Source organism: Actinophytocola sp. (assembly GCF_035762905.1).
Classification (GTDB): Bacteria; Actinomycetota; Actinomycetes; order Mycobacteriales; family Pseudonocardiaceae; genus DASYTH01.
Genome location: NZ_DASUCC010000095.1, coordinates 163,445 through 187,733 on the forward strand (window position 1 = coordinate 163,445; position 24,289 = coordinate 187,733).

25 protein-coding genes are annotated in these 24,289 nt (G+C 71.2%); 5 read left to right on the top strand and 20 right to left on the bottom strand.

The features are described 5' to 3' along the window. Window positions 1–5: 5 nt before the first annotated feature. Complete coding sequence (locus tag VFV67_RS19555) at window positions 6–1,940, bottom strand: intein-containing Rv2578c family radical SAM protein (RefSeq protein WP_326471902.1); 1,935 nt, start codon at window positions 1,938–1,940, stop codon at window positions 6–8. Between the two features lie 32 nt (window positions 1,941–1,972). Beyond that, window positions 1,973–2,545 carry an isopentenyl-diphosphate Delta-isomerase gene (gene idi / locus VFV67_RS19560; protein ID WP_326471904.1) on the bottom strand — a complete coding sequence of 191 codons (573 nt, stop codon included), beginning with the start codon at window positions 2,543–2,545 and terminating at the stop codon, window positions 1,973–1,975. Between the two features lie 246 nt (window positions 2,546–2,791). Between idi and VFV67_RS19565 the strand changes: the two genes are divergently transcribed. Next, on the top strand, window positions 2,792–4,042 hold the full coding sequence (locus VFV67_RS19565; protein ID WP_326471906.1) for a YibE/F family protein: 1,251 nt from the start codon (window positions 2,792–2,794) through the stop codon (window positions 4,040–4,042). Beyond that, entirely contained in the window at window positions 4,020–4,424 is a 405-nt protein-coding gene (locus VFV67_RS19570) for a hypothetical protein (RefSeq protein ID WP_326471908.1), read from the top strand. The genes VFV67_RS19565 and VFV67_RS19570 overlap by 23 nt, the downstream gene beginning before the upstream one ends. A gap of 2 nt (window positions 4,425–4,426) precedes the next feature. Here VFV67_RS19570 and VFV67_RS19575 read toward each other — a convergent pair whose 3' ends face one another. Further along, the gene (locus VFV67_RS19575; protein WP_326471910.1) at window positions 4,427–5,065 is read right to left on the bottom strand and encodes a hypothetical protein; all 639 of its coding nucleotides are present in this window, start codon (window positions 5,063–5,065) and stop codon (window positions 4,427–4,429) included. Next, window positions 5,062–5,763: an MBL fold metallo-hydrolase gene (locus VFV67_RS19580; RefSeq protein ID WP_326471911.1), complete on the bottom strand. Its 702-nt coding sequence runs from the start codon at window positions 5,761–5,763 to the stop codon at window positions 5,062–5,064. Before VFV67_RS19580 ends, VFV67_RS19575 begins: the two co-directional genes overlap by 4 nt. Window positions 5,764–5,899: 136 nt before the next feature. Between VFV67_RS19580 and VFV67_RS19585 the strand changes: the two genes are divergently transcribed. Further along, on the top strand, window positions 5,900–6,763 hold the full coding sequence (locus tag VFV67_RS19585) for a peptidylprolyl isomerase (protein ID WP_326471913.1): 864 nt from the start codon (window positions 5,900–5,902) through the stop codon (window positions 6,761–6,763). Between the two features lie 22 nt (window positions 6,764–6,785). On the opposite strand, the gene VFV67_RS19590 is transcribed toward VFV67_RS19585, so the two are convergent. The 9 genes from VFV67_RS19590 to VFV67_RS19630 all read right to left on the bottom strand — a co-directional run bounded on the left by VFV67_RS19590 (window position 6,786) and on the right by VFV67_RS19630 (window position 17,556). After that, a complete protein-coding gene (locus VFV67_RS19590) occupies window positions 6,786–9,098 on the bottom strand; it encodes a bifunctional (p)ppGpp synthetase/guanosine-3',5'-bis(diphosphate) 3'-pyrophosphohydrolase (protein WP_326471915.1) in 2,313 nt (770 codons plus the stop codon). Window positions 9,099–9,193: 95 nt separating this feature from the next. Then, on the bottom strand, window positions 9,194–9,727 hold the full coding sequence (locus tag VFV67_RS19595; protein ID WP_326471917.1) for an adenine phosphoribosyltransferase: 534 nt from the start codon (window positions 9,725–9,727) through the stop codon (window positions 9,194–9,196). Between the two features lie 7 nt (window positions 9,728–9,734). Next, window positions 9,735–11,006, bottom strand: coding sequence for a protein translocase subunit SecF (gene secF / locus VFV67_RS19600; protein ID WP_326471919.1), 1,272 nt, complete (start codon window positions 11,004–11,006; stop codon window positions 9,735–9,737). Between the two features lies 1 nt (window position 11,007). Further along, window positions 11,008–12,846, bottom strand: coding sequence for a protein translocase subunit SecD (gene secD, locus VFV67_RS19605; RefSeq protein WP_326471921.1), 1,839 nt, complete (start codon window positions 12,844–12,846; stop codon window positions 11,008–11,010). Between the two features lie 145 nt (window positions 12,847–12,991). Next, window positions 12,992–13,357 (bottom strand): preprotein translocase subunit YajC, encoded by a 366-nt coding sequence (gene yajC, locus VFV67_RS19610; protein ID WP_326471922.1) that lies wholly within the window; start codon window positions 13,355–13,357, stop codon window positions 12,992–12,994. A gap of 80 nt (window positions 13,358–13,437) precedes the next feature. Then, window positions 13,438–14,514, bottom strand: a complete 1,077-nt coding sequence (gene ruvB, locus VFV67_RS19615) for a Holliday junction branch migration DNA helicase RuvB (protein WP_326471923.1) — start codon at window positions 14,512–14,514, stop codon at window positions 13,438–13,440. A 14-nt stretch (window positions 14,515–14,528) separates the two neighbouring features. Then, the gene (ruvA, locus tag VFV67_RS19620; protein ID WP_326471924.1) at window positions 14,529–15,125 is read right to left on the bottom strand and encodes a Holliday junction branch migration protein RuvA; all 597 of its coding nucleotides are present in this window, start codon (window positions 15,123–15,125) and stop codon (window positions 14,529–14,531) included. Then, a complete protein-coding gene (gene ruvC / locus VFV67_RS19625; RefSeq protein ID WP_326471925.1) occupies window positions 15,122–15,694 on the bottom strand; it encodes a crossover junction endodeoxyribonuclease RuvC in 573 nt (190 codons plus the stop codon). The genes ruvA and ruvC overlap by 4 nt, the downstream gene beginning before the upstream one ends. Window positions 15,695–15,807: 113 nt before the next feature. Further along, entirely contained in the window at window positions 15,808–17,556 is a 1,749-nt protein-coding gene (locus tag VFV67_RS19630) for a metallophosphoesterase (protein WP_326471926.1), read from the bottom strand. Between the two features lie 93 nt (window positions 17,557–17,649). Between VFV67_RS19630 and VFV67_RS19635 the strand changes: the two genes are divergently transcribed. Then, complete coding sequence (locus tag VFV67_RS19635) at window positions 17,650–18,093, top strand: cupin domain-containing protein (protein WP_326472032.1); 444 nt, start codon at window positions 17,650–17,652, stop codon at window positions 18,091–18,093. A 4-nt stretch (window positions 18,094–18,097) separates the two neighbouring features. On the opposite strand, the gene VFV67_RS19640 is transcribed toward VFV67_RS19635, so the two are convergent. The 6 genes from VFV67_RS19640 to VFV67_RS19665 all read right to left on the bottom strand — a co-directional run bounded on the left by VFV67_RS19640 (window position 18,098) and on the right by VFV67_RS19665 (window position 22,544). Continuing rightward, entirely contained in the window at window positions 18,098–19,540 is a 1,443-nt protein-coding gene (locus tag VFV67_RS19640; RefSeq protein WP_326471927.1) for an NAD(P)-binding domain-containing protein, read from the bottom strand. A gap of 102 nt (window positions 19,541–19,642) precedes the next feature. Next, complete coding sequence (locus tag VFV67_RS19645) at window positions 19,643–20,152, bottom strand: DUF4262 domain-containing protein (RefSeq protein ID WP_326471928.1); 510 nt, start codon at window positions 20,150–20,152, stop codon at window positions 19,643–19,645. Window positions 20,153–20,155: 3 nt separating this feature from the next. Then, window positions 20,156–20,905, bottom strand: coding sequence for a YebC/PmpR family DNA-binding transcriptional regulator (locus VFV67_RS19650; RefSeq protein ID WP_326471930.1), 750 nt, complete (start codon window positions 20,903–20,905; stop codon window positions 20,156–20,158). Between the two features lie 15 nt (window positions 20,906–20,920). Beyond that, complete coding sequence (pdxT, locus tag VFV67_RS19655; protein WP_326471932.1) at window positions 20,921–21,538, bottom strand: pyridoxal 5'-phosphate synthase glutaminase subunit PdxT; 618 nt, start codon at window positions 21,536–21,538, stop codon at window positions 20,921–20,923. Between the two features lie 29 nt (window positions 21,539–21,567). Next, entirely contained in the window at window positions 21,568–21,876 is a 309-nt protein-coding gene (locus VFV67_RS19660; protein ID WP_326471934.1) for an AzlD domain-containing protein, read from the bottom strand. Next, window positions 21,873–22,544, bottom strand: coding sequence for an AzlC family ABC transporter permease (locus VFV67_RS19665; protein WP_326471936.1), 672 nt, complete (start codon window positions 22,542–22,544; stop codon window positions 21,873–21,875). Before VFV67_RS19665 ends, VFV67_RS19660 begins: the two co-directional genes overlap by 4 nt. A gap of 46 nt (window positions 22,545–22,590) precedes the next feature. Between VFV67_RS19665 and VFV67_RS19670 the strand changes: the two genes are divergently transcribed. Then, window positions 22,591–23,184, top strand: coding sequence for a helix-turn-helix domain-containing protein (locus tag VFV67_RS19670; RefSeq protein ID WP_414636294.1), 594 nt, complete (start codon window positions 22,591–22,593; stop codon window positions 23,182–23,184). Window positions 23,185–23,189: 5 nt separating this feature from the next. Here the strand turns inward: VFV67_RS19670 and pdxS are convergent, their stop codons facing one another. Next, window positions 23,190–24,095: a pyridoxal 5'-phosphate synthase lyase subunit PdxS gene (gene pdxS, locus VFV67_RS19675; RefSeq protein ID WP_326471938.1), complete on the bottom strand. Its 906-nt coding sequence runs from the start codon at window positions 24,093–24,095 to the stop codon at window positions 23,190–23,192. Window positions 24,096–24,289 lie beyond the last annotated feature (194 nt).

Consider the following 24,289-nt stretch of genomic DNA (forward strand, 5'->3'; position numbering starts at 1 on the left):
AGGCCTTACAGCAGGGCTAGTTGCTCCTGTTGGACCGGGACATCGGTGGGTGCGCCGGCGGGGAGGCTGCCGGCCGGCCAGCCTTCGGCGTCCGGGCCCGCCTCGTGGGTGCTGTCCCGAGTGGGCGCGGGCGGGCCGAGGCCGTGCCGGCGCAGCAGCGGCTGGACGCGGGCGGCGAGCCAGCGCCGGTAGTCGCGGCCGGCGGTGCGGCGGTGGCCGTAGATCTCGCGGTAGGACGGCACCAGGTCGGGGTGCTCGCGGCCGAGCCAGCCGGCGAACCACTCCCGGGCACCGGGGCGCAGGTGCAGCGGCAGCACGGTCACCCCGGTGGCCCCGGCCTCGGCGATGGCCGAGAACAGCGCGTCGAGCGCCTCGATCGAGTCGGTCAGCCGGGGCAACACCGGCGCCACGAACACCCCGCACGGCAGCCCGGCCTCGCGTACCCGGCGGACCAGCTCCAGCCGGGCCTGCGGGCTCGCGGTGCCCGGCTCGAGCGAGCGCTGCAGGTCCCGGTCCACCAGCGCGATCGACACGCCGATCCCCACCGACACGTCGGCGGCCGCGGCGGCGAGCAGCGGGAGGTCCCGGGACAGCACGGTGCCCTTGGTGAGGATGGAGAACGGGGTGCCGCTGTCGGCAAGCGCCCGGATGATGCCGGGCATCAGGGCGTAGCGGCCCTCGGCCCGCTGGTACGGGTCGGTGTTGGTGCCCATGGCCACGTGCTCGCGGGTCCACCGCGGCGAGCGCAGCTGCGCGGCCAGCACCTCGGGCGCGTTCACCTTCACCACGATCTGGTTGTCGAAGTCGGTGCCGGAGTCGAGGTCGAGGTAGGTGTGCGAGTGCCGGGCGTAGCAGTTGTGGCTGATCACGCCGTTGGCGATGAAGTCCCCGGTGCCGGTGGTGATGTCGAACAGCGGCAGCTCGAGACCGAGCGGTTCGACCGCGACGACGTCGAGCCGGGCGCCGGACTTGACCGCGGTCCCGTCCAGGTTCCGGTGTTCGAGCACCGCCGGGTCGACCGTGTGGAAGAACCGCAGCCGCCCGGGCAGCCCGCCGAGCAGCCGCACCCAGGGCAGCTCCTCGGTCCACCGGGACTTCTCCACCACGCAGGCGAAGCCAAGGCCGCGCAGCGCGGTCTCGGTGAGCCGGGTCAGCTCGGCGGTGCCGGTGGCGATCCGGGCGATGCCCCGGGCGCCGGTGCCGCGCGCGTCGAACACCCCGGCCAGCAGGCCCTTGGACCACTCCGCACCGGCCGGCCGCGGCACCTCGAGCAGCCGGTCGGAGGCGACGTCCAGCTCGGCGAGGTAGGTCCGGGCCCTGGCCAGCGCCGCAGGCGCCCGGCCGCCGCCGCGGATCAGCCCGCACAGGTAGCCCAGCCGGTACTCGGTGAGCTGTTTGGGCGGCGCGGCGAACGCCCCGGTGCCGACCAGCTTGTTGCCGGTGGTCAGGTGCGGCCTGCGGTCCGGCCCGCGCATGGCGCCGGTGACGTGCTTCCAGCCGCGTTCGGTGAGGAACCGGTGGTCGCCGCTGGCGATCAGCGTGGTGCCGTCCGCGAGCGAGACCCGGTAGGCCGGCTTGACCGTCGACCAGTGGTCCAGCACCACGGTGGGCACGTAGCGCCGGTAGTTGCCGCGCCGTTCGGTGCCGTAGATCCGGTCACCGGGCCGCAGCTCGGCCAGCGGTCGGGTGCGCCCGTCGGCGAGCAGGATCGGGGTGTCGCCGGCCAGGCAGTAGCGGCAGCCGTGCGAGCACCCCCGGTACGGGTTGACCGACCAGTTGAACGGCATCGACGAGGCGGGCACCTTGTTGAGCACCGACTTCGCCCGAACCTCGTGGAAGACCATCCCGGCGAACTCCGGGGTCCGTACGCTGCGCACCAGGCCGGGCAGGCCCGGGAGGACCTGCTCGTCGACTCCGGTCAGCTGGCTGTCCCATCGCACGGCCCATAGTCGAACACATGTTCGACGCCGAGTCAACGGGCGGCGGGCGGCAGCTCCTCGGGGTCGCCGGCCGGCCAGCGCAGCGGGTCCGGCCCGAGCGAGCGCAGCGCCTCGACCTGCAGCCGGCACCACGGCGAGACCTCCCGTTCGCCGGCAAGCACGGCACCGGCGAACGGCTCCCAGGCCACCCACTCCAGCGCGCCCACCTCGGCCGGCTCCGGCCGCGGCTGGTCCCGGGTGACCGCCCGGAACACCGGGCACAGCTCGTTCTCCACCACCCCGCTGGCCATCGTCGCCCGGTACCGGAACGCCGGCAGGAGCAGGTCCAATTCAGCGGCCGGCAGGCCGAGCTCGTCGTGCAGCCGGCGGACCACCGCGTCCGCGACCGGCTCGCCGGGCGCCGGGTGCCCGCAGCAGCTGTTGGTCCAGACCCCCGGCCAGGTTCGCTTGGTGTCCGCCCGGCGGGTCAGCAGCAGCGCTCCGCCCCGATCGAAGACGTAACAGGAAAACGCCAGGTGCAATGGCGTGTCCCGGTCGTGCACGGTGGCCTTGTCCGCCACCCCGACCGCTTGTCCGCGCTCGTCGAGCAGGACGACCTGCTCCATCGCAACGGCCTCCTCCGACCCTCGCCCACCCCAACTCATCCGATTGAAGCACGGTTCGCGCGAACCGCGTTACTCCGCCGATGTCCATTTGCGACGGTCGATCCAAAAAATTCGCGAAGCCGGCATCGGCAATTGGCGGACCGTAAATCCGGGAAATGGTCGATTCCACGAAACCCGGATGCCTTTTTTCGCAGCTGACCGGCGGCCGGCCGGCAACCGGCCGAGCCGGTTTGTAGGGTGCACCCCATGCGCGAGACCGACACCCAGCCGATACCCCGGGTGCGGGACGACCGGCAAATGGGCCATGGCCACCACCACGGCCCGCCGCCGCCCGCCTCCGGCCGGGTGCGCCGGCTGCTGGCCGTCCTGCTCGCGCCGTTCGCCCTGGCCGCCCTTGCCGGCACCGTGCTGCTGTTCCCCACCGGGGACGCCCCCGCGCCGGCCGGTTCCCAGCCGGTGCACGGCGACGTCACCGCCGCCCGGTCCGGGTCGTGCGGCGGCGAGGTCCAGGTGACCGCGCCGCCGGCCGCGGGCGAGTGCCTGACCGTCACGGTGCGGATGACCGACGGACCGGCCCCGGACCGCGAGGTGAGCCTGGTCGTGCCGATCGAGCCGAGCACGCCGCGGTTCAGCCCGGGCGATGCGGTGGTGCTCGCCTACGCCGGCGGTGACCCGCTGGCGGGCCAGTCCTACCAGTTGGTGGATTTCCAGCGGGACCTGCCGCTGGTGCTGCTCGCCGTGCTGTTCGCCGGCGCCGTGCTGCTGCTCGGCCGGTGGCAGGGGGCCAAGTCGCTGCTCGCGCTCGGGCTGAGCTTCCTGGTCCTGGTGCTGTTCGTGCTGCCGGCGATCATCGCCGGGGAGAACCCGCTGCTGGTCGCCTCCGCCGGCGCCGGCGTGATCATGTTCGCGGTGCTGTACCTCACCCACGGTCTGTCCGCCCGGACCTCGACGGCGGTGCTCGGCACCATGATCAGCCTGGCCCTGATCGGCGGGCTGAGCGCGCTGTTCTCCGCGCTGACCGCGCTGACCGGGCTGGACGACGAGACCGCAACGCTGATCGGCACGCTCGGACACGGGATCGACGCGCGCGGGCTGCTGCTGGCCGGCATCGTGATCGGCGCGCTCGGCGTGCTCGACGACGTCACGGTCACTCAAACCAGCGCGGTGTGGGAGCTCCGCGCGGCCAACCCGACGTTCGGCGCCCGGCAGCTGTACGCCTCGGCGACCCGGATCGGCCGCGCGCACGTGTCCGCCGCGGTGAACACGCTCGTGATGGCCTACGCCGGTGCGGCACTGCCGGTGCTGCTTTACACCTCGATCTCCGGGGTGGGGCTGGGCGGAATCCTGACCACCGAGTCGATCGCGCAGGAGATCGTTCGGACTCTGGTCGGCAGCATCGGTCTGGTCGCCGCGGTGCCCATTACCACCGCGGTTGCCGCCATTGTGGCCGTACAGGAGCTACCATCCCCGATCAATGACGGAATCCCGCGCCGGTGACGAACTGTTCCTGATCTCCATGCTCAGGAACCCGGTCGCGACCCTGGACTCAGCACTGCGCACCGGCGCCGCCATCGTGCCGGCCGTGCTCGACGCCCTGCGCGCGGTACCCCGGCTGGCCGACGCCATGGAGAAGCTCACGCCCGCGCTGCAAGCCGCGCAGGGTTCGCTGGACCGGATCGACCGGCTGGTCACCTTCGTCGGCCAGGAGGTGCCGGAAACCCAGCTGCAGCTTGAGGAACTGCGCAAGCAGCTGATCGCGGCCACCGCCGTCAACCGGGCGCTCAACGAGTCGGTCCGGCTGCTGTCCCGGGGATTGTCCGCGATGCAGGGCGCCACCGACTTATTCGGCCGCGTCCTCGGCCCGCGCAAAGCCCCCTGAGATCAATCAAGGCTTGCCACGAAGCGGGTGACGGCCTCGGTCTTCAGCCGCTGCGCCAGGCGGCCGGACGGGGCGAGGGAGGCCAGCCGGTAGAGCGGGCGCTCGGCCGGCGGATCGCCCTTGGCCTCCGCGCGCAGTTGGGCGACCAGCAGCTCGGAGAACACCAGCGCGCTGGTGTTCTCGCTGCCGGCCAGCGCGTCGGCGAGCCGGCGCAGCATCAGGATGCCGAGCTCGCGGCCGCCGGTGCCGGAGTACATCGCGATCGGCAGGTTGATCGTCTTGCCCCCGGCGCCGAGCAGCAGGCCGATCGTCCTGGTGCCGCGCACGTCGGTGACCACCAGCTCGATCCGCTCCACCTGACGCAGGTCCACCCGCTTGCGACCGATCGTCTTGGCCACCAGCGTGCTGCCCTCCAGCCACAGTTCCCGGCGACCGGACACCCAGGCCAGCCCGATCAGCAACAGCACCACGACGGCCGCCGTGACCAGACCCGCGACCCGCCCGGCGATCAGCCCGATCACCCCGCCGACCGCTGCGCCGAGCACCATGGCCACCGCGAGCCCCACGGCGCGCTGCCGGCGCCCCGTGCCCGGCTCGGTCACGTTGATCGGAATCCGCTCCGGCCCCGGCTGTCCCGTCACAGGCCCCGCCGCCCCGGCAGCGGCTGACCCGGCTCGGCCAGGTCGAGCAGGAACGGGTTGCTGACCCGCTCCCGGCCGATCGTCGTGCTCGGACCGTGGCCGGGCAGCACGACGGTGTCGTCCGGCTGGGTCAACAGCTTGGTACGCAAGGTTTCCATCATCGTTCGGGAGTCGCCGCCGGGCAGGTCGGTCCGGCCGATGGAACCGGCGAACAGGGTGTCACCGGCGAACAGCAGCCGGCCGCCCTCGTCCAGCTCGCTGCGGAAGACGACCGAGCCGCGGGTATGGCCCGGGGTGTGGTCCACGGTGACCGACAATCCGGCCAGGTCGAGCACCGCGCCGTCGGCCAACTCGCGCACCTCGGCCGGCTCACGCATCTCCAGCCGGCCGCCGAAGAACTCGGTGGCCTGCGCGCTGAGTCCCTTGAGCGGGTCGGTGAGCATCGCCCGGTCCTCCGGGTGGATCCAGGCCGGGATGTCGTTCCCGTCGCACACCGGGGTCACCGCGTAGACGTGGTCGAAATGGCCGTGGGTGAGCAGCACCGCAACCGGGGACAGCCGGTGCTTGGCCAACGCCTCCCGGATCGGCTCCTCGGCGTCCTGACCGGGGTCGACGATCAGGCACGGCTCCCCCTCCCCGGCCGCGATCAGGTAGCAGTTGGCCTGAAACGCGCCGGTAGGAAAGCCGACGACGAGCACCGCGGAACCTCCAACGACAACGGAATGGTGTTGACCAGCCTAGTGGCAGTGGACCTCCACACTCTCCTTACCTGGTGTCCCCATAGACTGCCGCCTTGCCAGGTGGACTTTTTGGGGTCAGTCAGGGAGGACGTCGGTGCCGACCAACGAGCAGCGCCGCCAGACCGCCAAGCGCAAGCTGGAGCGCCAGCTTGCCCGACGGGCGGAACGGGCCAAGCGACGGCGGATCATCGGTGTCGCGGTCACCGTCGTGTCCGTGATCGCGGCGGTCGGGCTCGTCTACTGGCTGGTCAACCTCGGCGACGGCGAGCCACCGGCCGCGGACGCGAACCCGAGCGAGACCGCTCCGCCCGAGGGGACTCCGGAGACACCGACCTCGATCCCCAGCGAGATGGCGCCCAAACCGGCCCGCCCGAACCCGCTGGCGGCCACGGTCAACTGCGAGTACCCGGCCGGCACCGAGCCGGCGGCCAAGCCGGCCACCCCGCCGAACGGCCAGAACATCTCGGCACAGGGCACGGTTCCGGCCACGATCTCGATGTCCGGCAACGACCTCAAGGCCACGCTGGACCGGTCGCTCGCGCCGTGCACCGTGAACAGCTTCGTCAGCCTGGCCGGCCAGGGCTACTTCAACGAGACGCCGTGCCACCGGTTGACCGTGACCGGTCTGCAGGTGCTGCAGTGCGGTGACCCATCCGGTCAGGGCAACGGCGGCCCCGGCTACACCTTCGCCGACGAGGTGTACCCCGAGCTGAAGTACGGCCGCGGCATCCTGGCCATGGCCAACTCCGGCCCGAACACCAACGGCAGCCAGTTCTTCATCGTCTACGGCAACGCCGAGCTGCCGCCGAACTACACCGTGTTCGGCACCCTGGACGAGGAGAGCATCAAGAAGGTGGACGAGATCGCCAAGGCCGGCACCATCGCCACCCAGCCCGGCTCCGGCGACGGCAAGCCGGCCAACACGGTGACCATCAGCAAGGTCACGGTCGAGGGCTGACCGGGCCGGCGGTGACCTCGGCTCAGGAGGCCGAGGTCACCCGGTACACGTCGTAGACGCCCTCGACGCTGCGCACCGCCTTGAGGACGTGGCCGAGGTGCTTCGGGTCGCCCATCTCGAAGGCGAACCGGCTGACCGCCACCCGGTCCCGGGAGGTGGTCACCGACGCGGACAGGATGTTGACCCGCTCGTCGGCCAGCACCTTGGTCACGTCGGAGAGCAGCCGGTGCCGGTCCAGCGCCTCGACCTGGATGGCCACCAGGAACACCGACGAGTCTGACGGCGCCCACTCCACGTCCACCAGCCGCTCCGGCTCGCTCATCAGGTCCTGGGCGTTGGTGCAGTCGGTGCGGTGCACGCTCACCCCGCCGCCCCGGGTGACGAAGCCGAGGATGTCGTCGCCCGGCACCGGGGTGCAGCACCGCGCCAGCTTGACCCAGACGTCGCTGGCGTCCTTGACCACCACGCCGGCGTCCCCGGTCGGCCGGCGCCGGGTGATCGTGGACGGCGTGGACCGCTCGGCCAACTCGTCCTCGGCGTGCTCGACGCCGCCGAGCAGCGCCACCAGCCGCTGCACCACCTGCCGGGCGGATGCCTGGCCCTCCCCCACCGCGGCGTAGAGCGCGCTCACCTCCGGGTAACGCAGCTCGCGGGCCAGCGCGGTCACCGAGTCCACCGACACCAGCCGCTGCATGGGCAGCCCGACCCGGCGCACCTCCTTGGCGATCGCCTCCTGGCCCTTCTCGATCGCCTCTTCCTTGCGCTCCTTGGCAAACCACTGCTTGATCTTGGCGCGGGCCCGGGGCGACCCGACGAAGCCCAGCCAGTCCCGGCTCGGCCCGGCGCCCTCGGCCTTGGAGGTGAAGATCTCGACGACGTCACCGTTCTCCAGGCTGCGCTCCAGCGCCACCAGCCGGGAGTTCACCCTGGCGCCGATGCACCGGTGCCCGACCTCGGTGTGCACGGCGTAGGCGAAGTCCACCGGGGTCGACCCGGCCGGCAGCGTGTACACGTCGCCCTTGGGCGAGAAGACGAAGATCTCCTTGGTCTGCAGGTCGAACCGGAGCTGCTCGAGGAACTCGCCCGGGTCGGCGGCCTCCCGCTGCCAGTCCAGCAGCTGGCGCATCCAGGCCATCTCGTCGATCTCGACGGCCTTGCCGTCGTGCGTGCCGCGGGTCTCCTTGTACCGCCAGTGCGCGGCGATGCCGTACTCGGCGGTGCTGTGCATGTCGTGCGTGCGGATCTGCACCTCGAGCGGTTTGCCGTCCGGTCCGATCACCGTGGTGTGCAGGGACTGGTACACCCCGAACCGGGGCTGGGCGATGTAGTCCTTGAACCGGCCGGGCATCGGCTGCCACAGCGCGTGCACCACGCCCATCGCGGCGTAGCAGTCCCGCACGTCCTCGACCAGGATGCGCACGCCGACCAGATCGTGAATGTCGTCGAACTCCCGGCCGCGGACGATCATCTTCTGGTTGATCGAGTAGTAGTGCTTAGGCCGGCCCTCCACCTTGGCGGTGATCCGTGCGGCCTCCAGCTGCGCGGTCAGCTCGTCGGTCACCTTGTGCAGGTAGGTGTCCCGGGACGGCGCCCGGTTGGCCACCAGCCGGACGATCTCGTCGTACTTCTTGGGCTGCAGGATCGCGAAGGCGAGGTCCTCCAGCTCCCACTTGACCGTGGCCATGCCCAGCCGGTGCGCGAGCGGGGCGAGCACCTCCAGCGTCTCGCGCGCCTTCTTGGCCTGCTTCTCCGGCGGCAGGAAGCGCATCGTGCGCATGTTGTGCAGCCGGTCGGCCAGCTTGATCACCAGCACCCGGGGGTCCTCGGCCATGGCGATCACCATCTTGCGGATGGTCTCCGCCTCCGCGGTCGGCCCGAGCTTGACCTTGTCCAGCTTGGTGACCCCGTCGACCAGCCTGCTGACCTCCTGGCCGAAGTCCTCGCGCAGCCGCTCGAGCGAGTACGCGGTGTCCTCAACGGTGTCGTGCAGCAACGCGGCGACCAGCGTGGTGGTGTCCATGCCCAGCTCGGCCAGGATCGTGGCGACCGCGAGCGGGTGGGTGATGTACGGGTCGCCGGACTTGCGCCGCTGGTCGCGGTGCATCTCCTCGGCCACGTCGTAGGCGTGCTGGAGCAGGGCGAGGTCGGCCTTGGGGTGCAACTCCCGGTGCACCGCGGCCAGCGGCTCGAGCACCTGCTTGACCGGGGCGGAGCGCTGCGCGGTGATCCGGCGGGCCAGGCGGGAGCGGACCCGGCGGGTCGCCGACGGCGGGCGCGGGACGGCCTGGGCCTGCGTCCCCTCGGGGGCGGCGTCCGCCTCCAGATCTTGGCTCATAGCACCTACCGCTCAGTCACCCTAAAAATCGAGGATAACCGCGAGGCCCCCGGTAATCCGCGCTCAGGGGACCAACGACACGCTCAACGCACGGCTCAGAGCGTTCGAAGCGCATGCACCGACCGCCCGGCGAGCCTGCCCCGACCACCCAGCGCACCGATCTCCAGCACCACACAGACCCCGGTGACCACGCCGCCGGCCCGCTCGACCAGTTCGCAGGCCGCCGCCGCGGTGCCGCCGGTGGCCAGTACGTCGTCCACGACCAGCACGCCCCGGCCCGGCTCGACCACCCCGGCCGGGATCTCCAGCACGGCCGAGCCGTACTCCAGCCGGTACTCCAACCGGTGCCCGACCACCGGCAGCTTGCCGGCCTTGCGCACCGGCAGCACGCCGTAGCCGTTGGCGGCGGCGAACGCCGCGCCGAACAGGAACCCGCGCGCCTCGACCGCGGCCACCAGACCGGTGCCGGTCCGGTCGTGCGCCTCGGCGAAGCCGGCCACCACCGCGGTCATGGCGTCCGGGTCGGCCAGCATCGGGGTCAGGTCCCAGAACAGCACGCCGGGCTCCGGGAAGTCCGGAACCGACCTCGCCAGATCCAGGGCACGGTCGAGCGCGGCCGGGCCCGGCATCCGCCGGCTACCGCCGCTTCTTGCCGGTCGGCCGGGACGGCCGCGCGCCGGCCGCCTTGCCCGCCGGCCGGCCGCGCTTGGCGTCGGCCGCCTTCGGGTTGCGCGCCGGCACGCTGGACGCCGCGGCCATGGCCTTCTCCTGGCGTAGCTCGGATTCGAGGGTCTCGTCGTCGGACAGGTCCACCGCGATCGGCTCGCCGGTGACCGCAACGGCCGCCTCGCGCTCGGCCGCCTTGCGGGCCAGGTTCTCCCGGCGGTTGCGCACCCGGGCCGCCTGCTGCTGGAACCGCGGATCGCGCATCTTGAGGTCCACCAGCAGCGGCGTGGCCAGGAAGATCGACGACATGGCGCCGATGGTCATACCGGTGAGCTGCACCAGCGCCAGGTCCTTGAGCGTGCCGACGCCGAGCAGGCCGACGCCGACCACCATCAGGCCGACCACCGGGAGCAGCGCGATCAGCGAGGTGTTGATCGAGCGCATCAGCGTCTGGTTGAGCGCCAGGTTGGCCGCCTCGCCGTAGGTCCGCCTGGTCAGGCCGAGCAGACCGCGGGTGTTCTCCTTGACCTTGTCGAACACCACCACCGTGTCGTACAGCGAGAAACCGAGGATGGTCAGCAGGCCGATCACCGTCGCCGGGGTGACCTCGAAGCCGACCAGCGAGTAGAGGCCGGAGGTGATCACGACGTCGTGGATCAGCGCGGTCAGCGCGGCGACGGCCATCCAGCGCTCGAAGTACATCGCCAGGAAGATCGTCACCAGCACCAGGAACACGCCGAGGGCGATCAGCGCCTGCCGGGAGATCTCGCCGCCCCAGGAGCCGCTGACCGCGCTGTCACTGATCACGTCCGAACCGGTGTCGCCGTCGGCCGCGATCGGGTTCAGCTGCTCGACCAGCGCCTGGTTGACCCGGACGACGTCGCCGACGTTGAGCGCCTCGGACTTCACCTGGATCGAGGTGGTCTCCCCGGTGCCGACCAGCTGCACCGACGCCGGATCCCGGCCGAGCGTCTCGCTGAACACGTCGGTGACCTGCTCGGTCGTGATCGGTCCGGCGGCGTTCCTGGCCGGCAGCTGCAGCTTGGTCCCGCCCTCGAACTCGATGCCGAGGTGGAACCCGCGGAAGATGATCGAACCGATGCAGATCAGCATCAGCACACCGAACATCACGTACCAGCGCTTGCGCTTGCCGACGATGTCGAACGCACCGGTGCCGGTGTAGAGCCTGGTGAAGAACGGCGTGCGGGTGCTCGTCGGCTTCTTGGTCGGTGCCTCGGTCACGTCACGCCCCCTTTTCGGCGGTGCTGAGGGCTGCCCGGTTCGCGGCGGCCATCCGCTGCATGGCACCCAGCCCGGAGAGCCGCGGGCCGGACAGGAACTTGGACTTCGACGCGTACACGACCAGCGGGTGGGTCACCAGGAACACCACGATCAGGTCGAGCACGGTGGACATGCCCAGGGTGAAGGCGAAGCCCTTCACCTGACCGACGGCCAGGAGGTAGAGCACTGCGGCGGCGAGGAAGCTCACCGCGTCCGCGGACAGAATCGTGCGCCGGGCCCGGATCCAGGCGCGCGGTACCGCGGACCGGAACGTGCGGCCCTCGCGTATCTCGTCCTTCAACCGTTCGAAGAAGATGATGAACGAGTCCGCGGTGATACCGATCGCCACGATGAAACCGGCGATGCCGGCCAGGTCCAGGGTGAACCCGATCCACCGGCCGAGCAGCACCAGGATCGCGTACACGATCACCCCGGACAGCGCCAGCGACAGGATGGTCAGCACGCCGAGCGCCCGGTAGTAGAACAGGCAGTAGACGAACACCAGGGCCAGGCCGATCGCGCCGGCGATCAGGCCGGCGGCCAGCGACGCAAGGCCCAGCGTCGCGGACACCGTCTCGGCCTCGGACGCCTCGAAGGACAGCGGCAGCGAGCCGTACTTCAGCACGTTGGCCAGGTCCCGGGACTCGGTCTGGGAGAAGCCGCCCGCGCCGCCGGTGATTCGGGTGCTGCCGCCGACGATCGGCTCCTGGATGGTCGGCGCCGACACCACCTCGGTGTCCAGCACGAACGCGGCCTGCTTCTGGACGTTCTTGGTGGTGTAGTCGCCCCAGACCCGGCCGCCGGTGGCCTTGAAGTCGAGGGTCACGACGTAGCCGACGCCCTGGTCGTCGACCTGGGAGTTGGCGTTGGCGATCTCGGTGCCGTCCAGGAACGACGGGCCGAGCACGTAGGCGACCGGCTGCTCGCGGTCGCAGGTCACCAGCGGCTTGGTCGGGTCGTCGTTACCGACCAGCGGATCCTGGTGGTTGGGCGAGCAGTCCAGCGTGGCGACGGCCGCCTGCTGGGCTTCCGGGATCGCCTGCCGCGAGCCGTCCGTGGCGGGGGCGAGGAACTCGTTCTGCCGGCACGCCTTGGCCTCGGTGATCAGCGTGGCGGTCTCGACCGAAGAGTCCCGCTTGGCCGCCACGTCGGCGGTGTGCGTGTCGAGGTCGGTCTTGTACTTCTGGCAGGCGGTGATCGGGTCGGTCGGCTCGGTGGCCGGTGGCGTGGCCGGCGGCGTGCTCGGCGCGGTGCTGGGGGTGTCGCTGCCCGGGGCCGGGGTGGTGGTGCCTGGCTGGGCGGCGGCGGCCGGGGCCGGGCGGCCCTGCGGAGCCGGCGAGCTTGGCGGGTTCGCGGCGCTGGCCGGGGCCGACGGCGGCGCGCTCGACGAGGGCGGCGGCTGCTGCTCCTGCTGCGGCTGCACCTGGGTGGACGTGATCACCTCGCGGAAGTGCAGCCGCGCGGTCTGACCGAGGGTCTTGGCCTGGTCGCCGCCGCTGCCCGGCACCGTGATCACGATCTGGTTACCGTCCAGGACGACCTCGGCGCCGCTCACCCCGATGCCGTTGACCCGGGTCTCGATGAGCGAGCGGGCCTGGTCGAGCGACTCCTTGCTCGGGTCCTGCCCGGTCTCGGTGCGCGCGGTGAGCACCACCCGGGTGCCGCCCTGCAGGTCGATGCCCAGCTTGGGCTTCGCCTGGTGGTCACCCGTGGCGAACACCAGCGTGTAGAGGAGAACCACGATGAACACGAAGAACGCGAGATAACGCGCTGGGCGAATCTGCCCGGCCGGTGGTGCCACGGTCGGTTGCTCTCCTCAACTTGCTCGGACCCTCGACATGCGCTCGACACTGCGCCCGCACCCCGACGAGCACAGGCGGGTGCGGGCGCAGCGTACAGGCCACGACGTAAGCCCAGTGTCACCCGGGCACGCCGCTACGTACTCGTCAGCTCTGCTGCTTGGTGGGCTTGGCCTCGGCCTCGGCGACCGGCTCCTCGACGAACTCCTCCTCGTCGAGGACCTCTTCGTCGTCGAGGTCCTCCTCGATGCCGCTGTCCACGACCTTCTCCCGGATCGCCGCGCGCAGCCAGGTGGTTTCGACTCCCGGCGCGATCTCGATCTCGATCGTCGAGTCGTCGGAGACGTCGATGACGGTTCCGTACAGGCCGGACGTGGTCATGACCCGGTCACCGACGTTCAGCGAACTCTGAAGCTCCTGCTGCTGCTGCATGGCCCTGCGCTGACGCCGGCTCATGAAATACATCATCAGGCCGAGCATCCCGAAGAGCAGAAGCAAGGGAAGCAGTTCCATTTTTCTCCATCCGGCGGACGTCACCGGGAGGTGGTACGTCCGTTTTGTTCTGAAGTTTTCACCGACGAGTGTGCCAGTTGCTACTCGTCGATGTGCGCGGGGTCACGCTCGTCGAACAGGCTGGGTGGCGCCTGACCGGCCGCGTCCCGAGGGACCGGCAGGCCCACATGTTTCCACGCCGCGGCGGTCGCCACCCTCCCCCGTGGGGTCCTGGCGAGCATGCCCGCCCGGACAAGGTACGGCTCGCACACCTCTTCCACGGTAGCCGGCTCCTCGCCAACCGCAACGGCCAACGTCGAGACGCCCACCGGTCCCCCGCCGAAGGATCGGACCAGGGCGCTGAGCACCGCGCGGTCCAACCGGTCCAAGCCTAGCTCGTCGACGTCGTAGACCTCGAGCGCCGCCTGGGCCACCGCCCTGGTGACCGAGCCGTCCGCGCGCACCTCGGCGAAGTCGCGCACCCGGCGCAGCAGCCGGTTGGCGATCCGCGGCGTGCCCCGGGCCCGGCCGGCGATCTCGGTGCCGCCGTCCGGGCGCAGGTCGACCCCGAGGATGGCGGCCGAGCGGCGCAGCACCCGCTCCAACTCCTCGGCGGAGTAGAACTCCATGTGCGCGGTGAAGCCGAACCGGTCGCGCAGCGGGCCGGTCAGCGAGCCGGACCGGGTGGTGGCGCCGACCAGGGTGAACGGAGCGATCTCCAGCGGGATGCTGGTCGCGCCCGGCCCCTTGCCGACCACCACGTCCACCCGGAAGTCCTCCATCGCGATGTAGAGCAACTCCTCCGCCGGCCGGGCGATCCGGTGGATCTCGTCGATGAACAGCACGTCGCCCTCGACCAGGTTGGACAGCATCGCGGCCAGGTCGCCGGCGCGCTCGAGGGCCGGACCGGAGGTGATCCGGATCGCGCTGCCCAGCTCCGCGGCGATGATCATCGCCAGGCTGGTCTTGCCGAGGCCCGGCGGTCCGGACAGCAGCACGTGGTCGGGCGGGGCGCCGCGCCGGGTGGCGCCGGCCAGCACCAGCTCGAGCTGCTCGCGCACCCGGTGCTGGCCGACGAACTCGGCCAGCCGGCGCGGCCGCAGCGAGGACTCGTCCTCGCGCTCCCCCGGCGCCGCGATCGGGGACAGCTCGGGTGATCCGGCGGCGTCCTCGGTCATGAGGTCATCGTGCATCAGCGGTTGCCGCCGAGGGTGGCCAGTGCCCGGCGAAGGACGGCGGGCGTGTCCGGCGCGCCGTTCTCCCGCAGCACGCCGTCCACCGCCTGCTCGGCCTGCCGGGCCGGGAAGCCGAGCCCGACCAGCGCATCGACCACCGACGAGCGCACCCCGCCGCCGCCACCACCGGCGTCGGCCTGCGGGGCGGCGGGCAGCGCGCCCACCTTGTCGCGCAGCTCGATGATCAGCCGCTCGGCGCCCTTGCGGCCGATGCCCGGGACCTGGGTGAGCATCGCGATGCTGCCGTCCACCAGCGCGGCGCGCAGCGCGGCCGGCTCCAGCACCGCCAGGGTGGCAAGGGCCAGCCGCGGCCCGATCCCGGAAACCGTCTGCAGCAACCGGAACAGCTCGCGCGCCTCGGCGTCGGCGAACCCGAACAGGGTCAGCGAGTCCTCCCGGACCACCAGCGCGGTGGCCAGGCTCGCCTCCTCGCCGCGGCGCAGCATGGCCAGCGTGGCCGGGGTGGCCTGCACCGCGAACCCGATCCCGCCGACGTCGACCACCGCGTGGTCCAGTCCAACCGCGAGCACCCGCCCGCGCACCGAAGCGATCATGTTCGGGTCCTCTCCCGGGCAGCGGCGGCCAGCCGGGCCCGGTGCCGGCGGGCCAGTTGGGCGGCCTGCGCCTCGGCTTCGGCCAGCCGGTTGCGCAGCGGCGCCCGCCAGATGTGGCAGATGGCCAGCGCCAGCGCGTCGGCGGCGTCGGCGGGCTTCGGCCGGGCGGGCAGCTCGAGCAGCCGGGTCACCATGGTCGTCACCTGTGCCTTGTCCGCCCGGCCGGACCCGGTCACGGCGGCCTTCACCTCGCTCGGCGTGTGGAACATGACCGGCAGCCCGCGCCGCGCGGCGGCCAGCGCCACCACGCCACCCGCCTGCGCGGTGCCCATCGCCGTGCGCACGTTGTACTGGCTGAACACCCGCTCGACCGCCACCACGTCCGGCCGGTACTCGTCCAGCCAGCGCTCCACCACGTCGGCAACGCTCAGCAGCCGCACCGCCAGATCGGCTTCCACCGGCGTGCGCACCACGTCCACGGCCACACACCGGACCTCGCGCCCCGCCCCACCGTCCACGACCGCGATCCCGCACCGGGTCAGTCCGGGGTCGACACCCAACACCCGCACCGCTGCGCTCCCGCCGTCCGTGAACACTCGTTCGACGACACTAGGCCGCCCGGCGCCCCGAATCCGCCCGACACGCCGAGCGCCCCGGCACGGCCGGCGCACTTGGCCGTGGGTCAGGTGCTCGACCGGGGGACGGTGATCGGATCCTCGATGAGCACCGGGGACAGCGCGGTGCCGTCCGGGCGCAGCCACGGGTCACTCGGCGCGCCCTCGGGGTGCACCGTCCAGCGCCGGCAGACGGTGGGCAGCTTCACCGGGTACAGGGTCAGCTCGCCGGTCGAGGAGATCCGCATGCGCAGGAAGCCCTTGTAGTCCTCGATGCTCTGGCCGGCGAAGGCCTCGTTGAGGTTGACGCAGCGAGTGCTGGCGATCAGCAGGTACACGGCGACCACCTCGGCGTCGACGAAGCCGATCACCACCGGCGTGCCGATCAGCACGATCGCGATCAACACCAGATCGGGCCCGACCCCGGCGGGCAGCACCGACTGGTCCAGCCAGCGGATCACCACGGCCCAGCCGAAGCTCAGGCCCAGATGCGAGGCCGCGTGCAGCACCCCGGCCCGGGTGTTCGTTCTGGCGCTCTTGGGCAGGTCGATCCTGGCGAAGGCGATCCCGCCGAGCACCAGGACCGCGGCCACCAGCAGCGCCGGCATCCAGGCGGCGAGGACCCGGAACGTGCCCGCGTCCGACCCGGCGAGGCCGAGCAGCACCGCGAGCGTCATCGCGGTCTGCGCGATGCCGGTCAGCAGCCAGAAACCCGGGTTGCGCCACGGCAACCGGAAGATGCCGCCGGCCAGCCGGCGCGACTGCGACTTCTCCGGGTAGCGGGTGGGCAGGGTGAACCGCGTGACCTCGGACGGCTCGCGCACCCGGGACTTGGGCGGCGGCAGCTCGAGCTCCTCGGGCAGCTTGTGCGTCGCCGACAGGTAGGCGCCGCCGAGCCCGCAGGTGATCCGCTGCCCGGTGCCGTCGACCTCGGCGTAGCGGGCGTAGTGGTGCCGGTCGCCGGACAGCATCACCCGGATCTCGGCGCCGCGCGGCCGGACGATCTCCCGGTTGAAGAACTCGATCGTGTCGTAGCCCTTGGTGTCCCCGCCCGACCCGGCCGCCACCCAGGACGGCGAGGAGGTGCACAGGATGACCGCGTCGCCCTCCCGCAGGTCCTGGGACACGGTGCGGAAGTACTCCAGCTGCGGCGAGTCCACGTAGTCGTTGAGCTGAGTGTCGATCGCCAGCAGCCACCACCGGCGCGGCAGCTGCACGGCGAAGTAGCTGCGGGTCTGCTCGGTGCGCCAGCCGCCGAACGGCCGGCGCTGGGCGAACACCCGGAGGAACGCGGTCAGCCCGTCGTACCAGTCGTGGTTGCCCGGCAACGCGAACAGCGTCGGCGCCACCCCGTGCGGCACCGGCAGCGCCGCCCGGTACACGCCCTTGCTGCGGTCCTCGTAGTCCCTGGTGGATGCGAACGGGTACACCTGGTCGCCGCCCATCACCAGCAGCCGCCCGCGCGGCAGCTTCCCGGCGCCGGGCACCTCGAGCGTCTCGGCGGCCAGCAGCGAGGCGATCGAGAACGTGGCGTCGAACCCGTCGCCGAGGTCGGCCACATAGTCCAGCCACAGCTCGGATCCGCTGTCGTGCCGGTGGATCACCGCCGGCAGACCACCCTGCAGTTCGCGCTTGTCCGCGAACGATCCGAAGATCGCGGCGAGCAGCGACTGGGCACCGGTCTTGACCAGCACCCCGGGCCGCAGCCAGCGCACCGCGCGCTGCCGGCGGAATCCGAGCTGCTCCTCGGTCAGGTCGGTGGGGCGGGGCCGGGCGACCGGCGCTTCCACGGGCGGGACCGGGTCGGTGATCGCCACGGGTACGGGCCTCCTCACGGGCAGCGACGGCCTTCGATATTAATCACGTGATCGCACCAGGTAAGCGTTGCGTAACCTGCCGACGTGCCAGATCTGCCGAATCCGACACAGATCGTGACCGAGCTGGGTCTCCGCGAGCTGCCCACCGAGGGCGGGCGGTGGAGCCAGAGCTGGCGCGGCGCGGAATGCTCGGCGATCTACTACCTGCTGGCGGCGCCGGAGTTCTCCGCGCTGCACCGGTTGGACCGGTTGGAGATCTACAGCTATCACGCGGGCGCGCCGGCCCGGCTGCTGCTGCTCGACGGCGACCGGGTCAGCGAACCGGTGCTCGGACCCGATGTCGGCGCCGGGCAGCGACCGCAGGTGGTCGTACCGCCGGGCGTGTGGCAGGGCTCGGTGAGCCTGGGTGCGTGGACGCTGATGGGCACCGTCGTGGTTCCGCCGTACACCGACGACTGCGTCGAGTTCGCCGGAGTGGAGCCGTTGTGCACGCGGTATCCGGCGCACGCGGACCGGATCCGCGCGTTGTGCCGTTGACCGGTTATCGGTAAACGGCGACGGCTTCCAGCTCGTCACCGAAGAAGGCGCGCAGCGGGTCGCGGTGCGCCACCTCGCTGGTCCAGTCGTTGTCGATGTTCTCCGCGACGTGGTGCTCGGCGAGGAGTCGCCCCTGCCGGTAGTGCCGCACCACCGGGTGCAGCGCCGCGTCGGCGGTGTACTCCAGGGTCACGGTGAAGAAGTTCTCCCGGCTGGCCACCCGGCCCTCGTGCACGTAATCGACCGGCAGTTCCTCGTAGTAGGCCACCTCGGCGCCCTCAAGCACCACCAGGTCGCACAGCCGGCCGAACTGCTGCCACAGCGCGGAGGTCCGGTTCGCCCGGCAGAGCACCGCGACCGCCAGCGCCTCCGGGTCCGCCGGCAGTCCCCTCGGCGGCCAGGGAACGTCGTGGTAGCGCTGCTCCATGATCCGGTGCAGGGCCTTGACGCAGTACCGGAAACCGTGGATGAAGCCGGTTGTGGACCGCTTGAAGTCGCGCACCTGCATGAGGCTGCCGGCGAAGTAGAGGTCGGGCACGTTCACCGACTCCCACTCCGAGGTGAGCGCCGGGAACCGATCGTCGATCACCAGTTCCGGCCGGCAGTCCTCGGCGAAGATCGAGTTGTCGAACCGGAAGCCGGTGCAGACGATCACCCGGTCGTACGGGATGCGCTGGGCGCCCTTGTCGCACCGGGACAGGCTGACCGTGACCAGGTAGCCGTCGTCGGCCCGGTCGATCCGGCGGATATGCCCCTCCAGCAAGGCTTCGCGCAGGTGCCCGATGTGGTGGCTGCGCCAGGTCATGCCGACCGAGCTCGGTCCGGCGAGGTGGATCACCGCCGCGGTCTCGACCAGGTTCTCGGCGGTCTCGAACGCGGAGTTGCCCCGGCCGACGATGAGCACCCGCTGATCGAGAAAGTCCCGCGGGTTCACCGTGACCGTGCCGTACAGCTCGGCCGTCTCGATCCCGGGAATGTCCGGCACGTACGGCTTCGACGGGCCGGTGGCGACGATCAGCAACGGCGCCTCGTACTCCGAGCCGTGCTGATCGACGACGTGGAAATACTCCTCTCGGGTTACCCGGATCACCCGGCAGCCGTAATGGATATTGAGACCGAGCGCCTCGGCGAAGTCGCTGAGGTAACGCACCATCGTGTCGGCGTCCGGAAAATAGCGCTCGGTGTAGCGGGTGAACAGCAGGCGTTCCCGGTCGGAAAGCAACGAGTTCCAGTCCATCCGGAGGTTGAGCTCCGGGTCACTGGAGCCGGTGTGCTGTTTGTTGATCGAGAGCAGCTGACGGTGTCGGGGGAAGGTGCGGAAGAAGGTCCCGGCGGTGGGTCCGGCCTCGAGGATCAGATAGTCCCGCCCGGCGCGCTCGAGAAAGTACCCGAGTTGTAAGCCGGCCGGACCAGCGCCGATGACGAGGTAGTCGGTTCTCGTGACCATGAGCCGCCTCCCAGTCCGACAAGCTCACCCCTGCGCATTTACGACGGCGGACCGGAAACGGTTCAGGCACGGGCAAAATGCTTTAGCAAAGTTTGGACCAGGCTAAGGCCCGTCGACCCCGGGAATCCAGCTTTCCGGCGTCCCGCTCTGGGTGAGTACCGGTTGGTGGTCGGCGAACCCGGCCGGCGCGTCGGCCTCCCACGGCCATTTCCCTTGGGGGGTGGCGACGATGAGTTGTACCGCCGGGAAGTCGCCGTTCGGATACATCAGCAGCGCGCTGCCGAAGAACTCCGGGTAGTGGCCGCGGGTGACCCGTTCGAACACCACCGGCGCGTTGTCGAAGAAGTCGTGGTACGGCTTGCCGAGCGCGAACCGCTCCCCCTCCCGGGCCCGGCGCAGGTACGTGTTCAGCAGCATCCGCCCCATGCCCTCGGGCAGCCCGATGATCACCGCCTCCGGCACCCCGAAGCCGCGCCATGCCCCGACCGAGAACACGTACCCGGCCCCGAACTCGTCCGCCCCCACCTCAACGGTCGCGAACCCGTGCTGCTCGGCCTGCCCCTCCAGCCACCGCCGCAGGGCTTCCTGCTCTTCGGGCAGTTCCTCCGCCACTGGTCAGCCGACCGCTTCCATCACCTCGTCGGAGACGTCGAAGTTGGCGTAGACGTTCTGCACGTCGTCGCAGTCTTCGAGGGCGTCGATGAGGCGGAAGACCTTGCGGGCGCCGTCGACGTCGAGCGGGACCGAGACCGAGGGGAGGAAGCTGGCCTCGGCGGACTCGTAGTCGTAGCCGGCGGACTGCAGGGCGGTGCGCACGTTGACCAGGTCGGTGGCCTCGGAGACCACCTCGAAGGTGTCGCCGAGGTCGTTGACCTCCTCCGCGCCCGCGTCCAGGACGGCCATCAGCACGTCGTCCTCGGACAGTTCGTTCTTGGGCAGGATCACCACGCCCTTGCGGTTGAACAGGTAGGCCACCGAGCCCGGGTCGGCCATCGAGCCGCCATTGCGGGTCATCGCGGTACGCACCTCGCCTGCGGCACGGTTGCGGTTGTCGGTGAGGCACTCGACCAGCACCGCCACGCCGCTGGGGGCGTAGCCCTCGTACATGATGGTCTGCCAGTCGGCGCCGCCGGCCTCCTCACCGCCGCCGCGCTTGCGGGCGCGCTCGATGTTGTCCTGCGGCACCGAGTTCTTCTTGGCCTTCTGGATGGCGTCGAACAGCGTCGGGTTGCCCTCGGGGTCGCCGCCCCCGGTTCGCGCGGCCACCTCGATGTTCTTGATCAACTTGGCGAACAGCTTGCCTCGTTTGGCGTCGAGTGCGGCCTTCTTGTGCTTGGTCGTGGCCCACTTGGAGTGGCCGCTCATCTCTCCTCCGTAACCTCACGCGGCAGCGCGGACCATATCCACGAAGAGGCGGTGCACCCGGATGTCACCGGTCAGCTCCGGATGGAACGCCGTGGCGAGCGTGGCCCCCTGCCGAACGGCAACGATCCTACCGGCGGCCGGACCGGCGCCCGGCACGTCCGGCACCGTGCCGAGGACCTCCACCTCGGACGACGCCGATTCGACCCATGGGGCCCGGATGAACACCGCCCGGACCGGCCCGCCGGCCACGCCGGTCAGCTCAAGGTCCTCCTCGAACGAGTCGACCTGCCGGCCGAAGGCGTTGCGCCGGACGGTGATGTCCAGCCCGCCGAGCTGGTGCTGGTCCGGCCGGCCGCCAAGCACGGTCGTGGCCAGCAGAATCATCCCGGCACACGAGCCGTACACGGGCAGCCCGTCGGCGATCCGTTTGCGCACCGGCTCGAGCAGCTCGAACGTGTCCAGCAGCCGCGAGATCGTCGTCGACTCGCCGCCCGGGATCACCAGTCCGTCCACATCGGACAGCTCGCTCTCCCTGCGGACCGCGACGAACTCGGCGCCGCTGGCCCGCACGGCGTGCGCGTGCTCACGCACGTCGCCCTGCAGGGCAAGCACTCCGACCAGTGGTCGAGCCACCGTTCCACCTCCGGTATCCAGCGTAAACGTCACGGGACGCCGAGCAGTCGCAGCCCGGCGGTGACCCCGGCGGCGACCAGGACCACGACGATGAACGGCGCCCGCCGCCAGGCCAGCACCCCGCCGGCGAGCACTCCGGCCGGCAGCGCGAAGCCGGCGAAGCGCTGCCCGTCCATCAGGGCGGCGGTGGCGATCAGCGCGAACAGCAGCACGACCGCGGCGGTGGACAGCAGCCGCCGGATCCGGTCCGGCACCTCGAACCGGTCCCGCAGCAGCGGCCCGGCCACCCGGAACGCGTAGGTGCCGGCGGCCAGTACCAGCACGGCGACGATGTTCATGCCAGCACCGCCCGCCTGCGCGGCACCGCCACCAGGCCGGCCAGGGCCAGCAGCACCGGCACTCCTGGCGGCAGGAACGGGCTCGCGGCCAGCGCGATCGCGCCGCCGAGCAGGGCCGGCCGCCGGGTGGCCGGGTCGCGCAGGCCGGGCAGCACCAGGGCGAGCAGGGCCGCCGGGAACGCCGCGTCCAGCCCGAAGGCCGCCGGGTCGCCGATCGCCGAGCCGACCAGGACGCCGGCCACGGTGCCAAGGTTCCAGGCGGTGAACAGGGCCACCCCGCAGGTCCAGTAGGCCGTCCGGGCGCGCGCCGGGTCGCGCTGGGCCAGGGCGAACGCGACCGACTCGTCGGTCATCAGATGGCTGCCGAGCAGCCGGCCCCTGCCGATGGTCCCCCCGATGGCCAGCCCGAACGGCAGGTGCCGGGCGTTGAGCACCAGACCACCGAGCACCGCGGCCAGCGGGGCGCCGCCGGCCGCGATCACGCCGACCGCCAGGAACTGCGAACCGCCCGCGAACACCAGCACGGACAGCAGCACCGGCTGCCAGGCGGGCAGGCCGGCCGACACCGCGATGGCGCCGAACGACATGCCGACCGCGGCCACCGCCGCGGCGACGGCAAGCACGTCCCGGACCAGGCTCCGATCCAGGGTTCGCCATAACGAACGCATGACTCCTACAATGAACGCACGCCCTGGCGTTCGTCAAGGCGAACGGATGGACTTCTCTACCGAACGCGAGGCGTCGATGACCGAGCCGCAGCGGGGTGCCCCGCTCGACGTGATCGCCCACGCCTTGCGCCGCGAGCGGACCCGGGTCGGACTGTCGCTGTCCGAGGTGGCCAAGCGCGCCGGCATCGCCAAGTCGACGCTGTCCCAGCTCGAGTCCGGCGCCGGCAACCCGAGCGTGGAGACGCTCTGGGCGCTGTCCGTCGCGCTCGACGTGCCGTTCAGCCGGCTGGTCGACCCGCCCCGGCCGCGGGTCCAGGTGATCCGCGCCGGCGAGGGCCCGGCCGTGTACTCCGAGCGGGCCAGCTACGTGGCCACCCTGCTGGCCTCCTGCCCGCCCAACGCCCGCCGTGACCTCTACCTGATCACCGCGGAACCCGGCCAGGCCAAGACGTCCGAACCGCACATGCCCGGGGTGGTCGAGCACGTGGTGCTCGCCGCCGGGCGGGCCCTCGTCGGCCTCGCCGAGGATCCGGTCGAGCTGGCCCCCGGCGACTACGTCGCCTATCCCGGAGACCTCGCGCACGTGTTCCAGGCCCTCGAGCCGGGCACGGCGGCCGTGATGATCTCCGAGCACGTGTAGGAGAACTACCAGCCGCGGTCGGCCAGCCGGTGCGGCTGCGGGATGTCGTCCACGTTGATCCCCACCATGGCCTCGCCAAGACCGCGGGACACCTTGGCGATCACGTCCGGGTCGTCGAAGAACGTGGTGGCCTTGACGATCGCCTCGGCACGCCGCGCCGGGTCGCCGGACTTGAAGATGCCGGAACCGACGAACACGCCCTCGGCACCGAGCTGCATCATCATCGCCGCGTCGGCCGGCGTGGCGATCCCGCCCGCGGTGAACAGCACCACCGGCAGCTTGCCGAGGGTGGCCACCTCGCGGACCAGTTCGTAGGGCGCCTGCAGTTCCTTGGCCGCAACGAAGAGCTCGTCCTCCGGCAGCGAGGTGAGCCGGCGGATCTCCGCGCGGATCTGCCGCATGTGCGTGGTCGCGTTGGACACGTCGCCGGTGCCCGCCTCGCCCTTGGACCGGATCATGGCCGCGCCCTCGGTGATCCGTCGCAGCGCCTCGCCGAGATTGGTCGCACCGCACACGAACGGCACGGTGAACTGCCACTTGTCGATGTGGTTGGCGTAGTCGGCCGGGGTGAGCACCTCGGACTCGTCGACGTAGTCCACACCGAGCGCCTGCAACACCTGCGCCTCGACGAAGTGCCCGATGCGCGCCTTGGCCATCACCGGGATGGACACCGTGCTGATGATCGCCTCGATCAGGTCCGGGTCGCTCATCCGCGCGACGCCGCCCTGGGCCCGGATGTCGGCCGGCACCCGCTCGAGCGCCATCACCGCCACCGCCCCGGCGTCCTCGGCGATCTTGGCCTGCTCGGCGGTGACCACGTCCATGATCACGCCGCCCTTGAGCATCTCCGCCATGCCGCGCTTGACCCGCGCGGTGCCGGTCTGGGCGGCGGTTGACTGAACGTCAGACACTTTGACCTTCCGATTCTCTTGCCCGTGAAACTTCTCTGACCTGATGTTACGGCGGACGTGGACCGGTCAACCGGGCCAATCCCGGGCGTTCTCACCAGGCCACTCTCCAGTGCGTCCCGAGTACCTGTCCGATTGCTACGAGTGAGTGGTGAACGCAGGGAGGACTTGTCCTGAACGGGCGTACGGTGTGGGAT

Bases quoted from the DNA above. Each gene is read 5' to 3' on its own strand.
- idi (WP_326471904.1), bottom strand. From the start codon at position 2,545: ATGGAGCAGGTCGTCCTGCTCGACGAGCGCGGACAAGCGGTCGGGGTG.
- VFV67_RS19565 (WP_326471906.1), top strand. From the start codon at position 2,792: ATGCGCGAGACCGACACCCAGCCGATACCCCGGGTGCGGGACGACCGG.
- VFV67_RS19570 (WP_326471908.1), top strand. From the start codon at position 4,020: ATGACGGAATCCCGCGCCGGTGACGAACTGTTCCTGATCTCCATGCTC.
- VFV67_RS19590 (WP_326471915.1), bottom strand. From the start codon at position 9,098: ATGAGCCAAGATCTGGAGGCGGACGCCGCCCCCGAGGGGACGCAGGCC.
- VFV67_RS19595 (WP_326471917.1), bottom strand. From the start codon at position 9,727: ATGCCGGGCCCGGCCGCGCTCGACCGTGCCCTGGATCTGGCGAGGTCG.
- yajC (WP_326471922.1), bottom strand. From the start codon at position 13,357: ATGGAACTGCTTCCCTTGCTTCTGCTCTTCGGGATGCTCGGCCTGATG.
- ruvB (WP_326471923.1), bottom strand. From the start codon at position 14,514: ATGACCGAGGACGCCGCCGGATCACCCGAGCTGTCCCCGATCGCGGCG.
- ruvA (WP_326471924.1), bottom strand. From the start codon at position 15,125: ATGATCGCTTCGGTGCGCGGGCGGGTGCTCGCGGTTGGACTGGACCAC.
- VFV67_RS19640 (WP_326471927.1), bottom strand. From the start codon at position 19,540: ATGGTCACGAGAACCGACTACCTCGTCATCGGCGCTGGTCCGGCCGGC.
- VFV67_RS19650 (WP_326471930.1), bottom strand. From the start codon at position 20,905: ATGAGCGGCCACTCCAAGTGGGCCACGACCAAGCACAAGAAGGCCGCA.
- VFV67_RS19660 (WP_326471934.1), bottom strand. From the start codon at position 21,876: ATGAACATCGTCGCCGTGCTGGTACTGGCCGCCGGCACCTACGCGTTC.
- VFV67_RS19665 (WP_326471936.1), bottom strand. From the start codon at position 22,544: ATGCGTTCGTTATGGCGAACCCTGGATCGGAGCCTGGTCCGGGACGTG.
- VFV67_RS19670 (WP_414636294.1), top strand. From the start codon at position 22,591: ATGGACTTCTCTACCGAACGCGAGGCGTCGATGACCGAGCCGCAGCGG.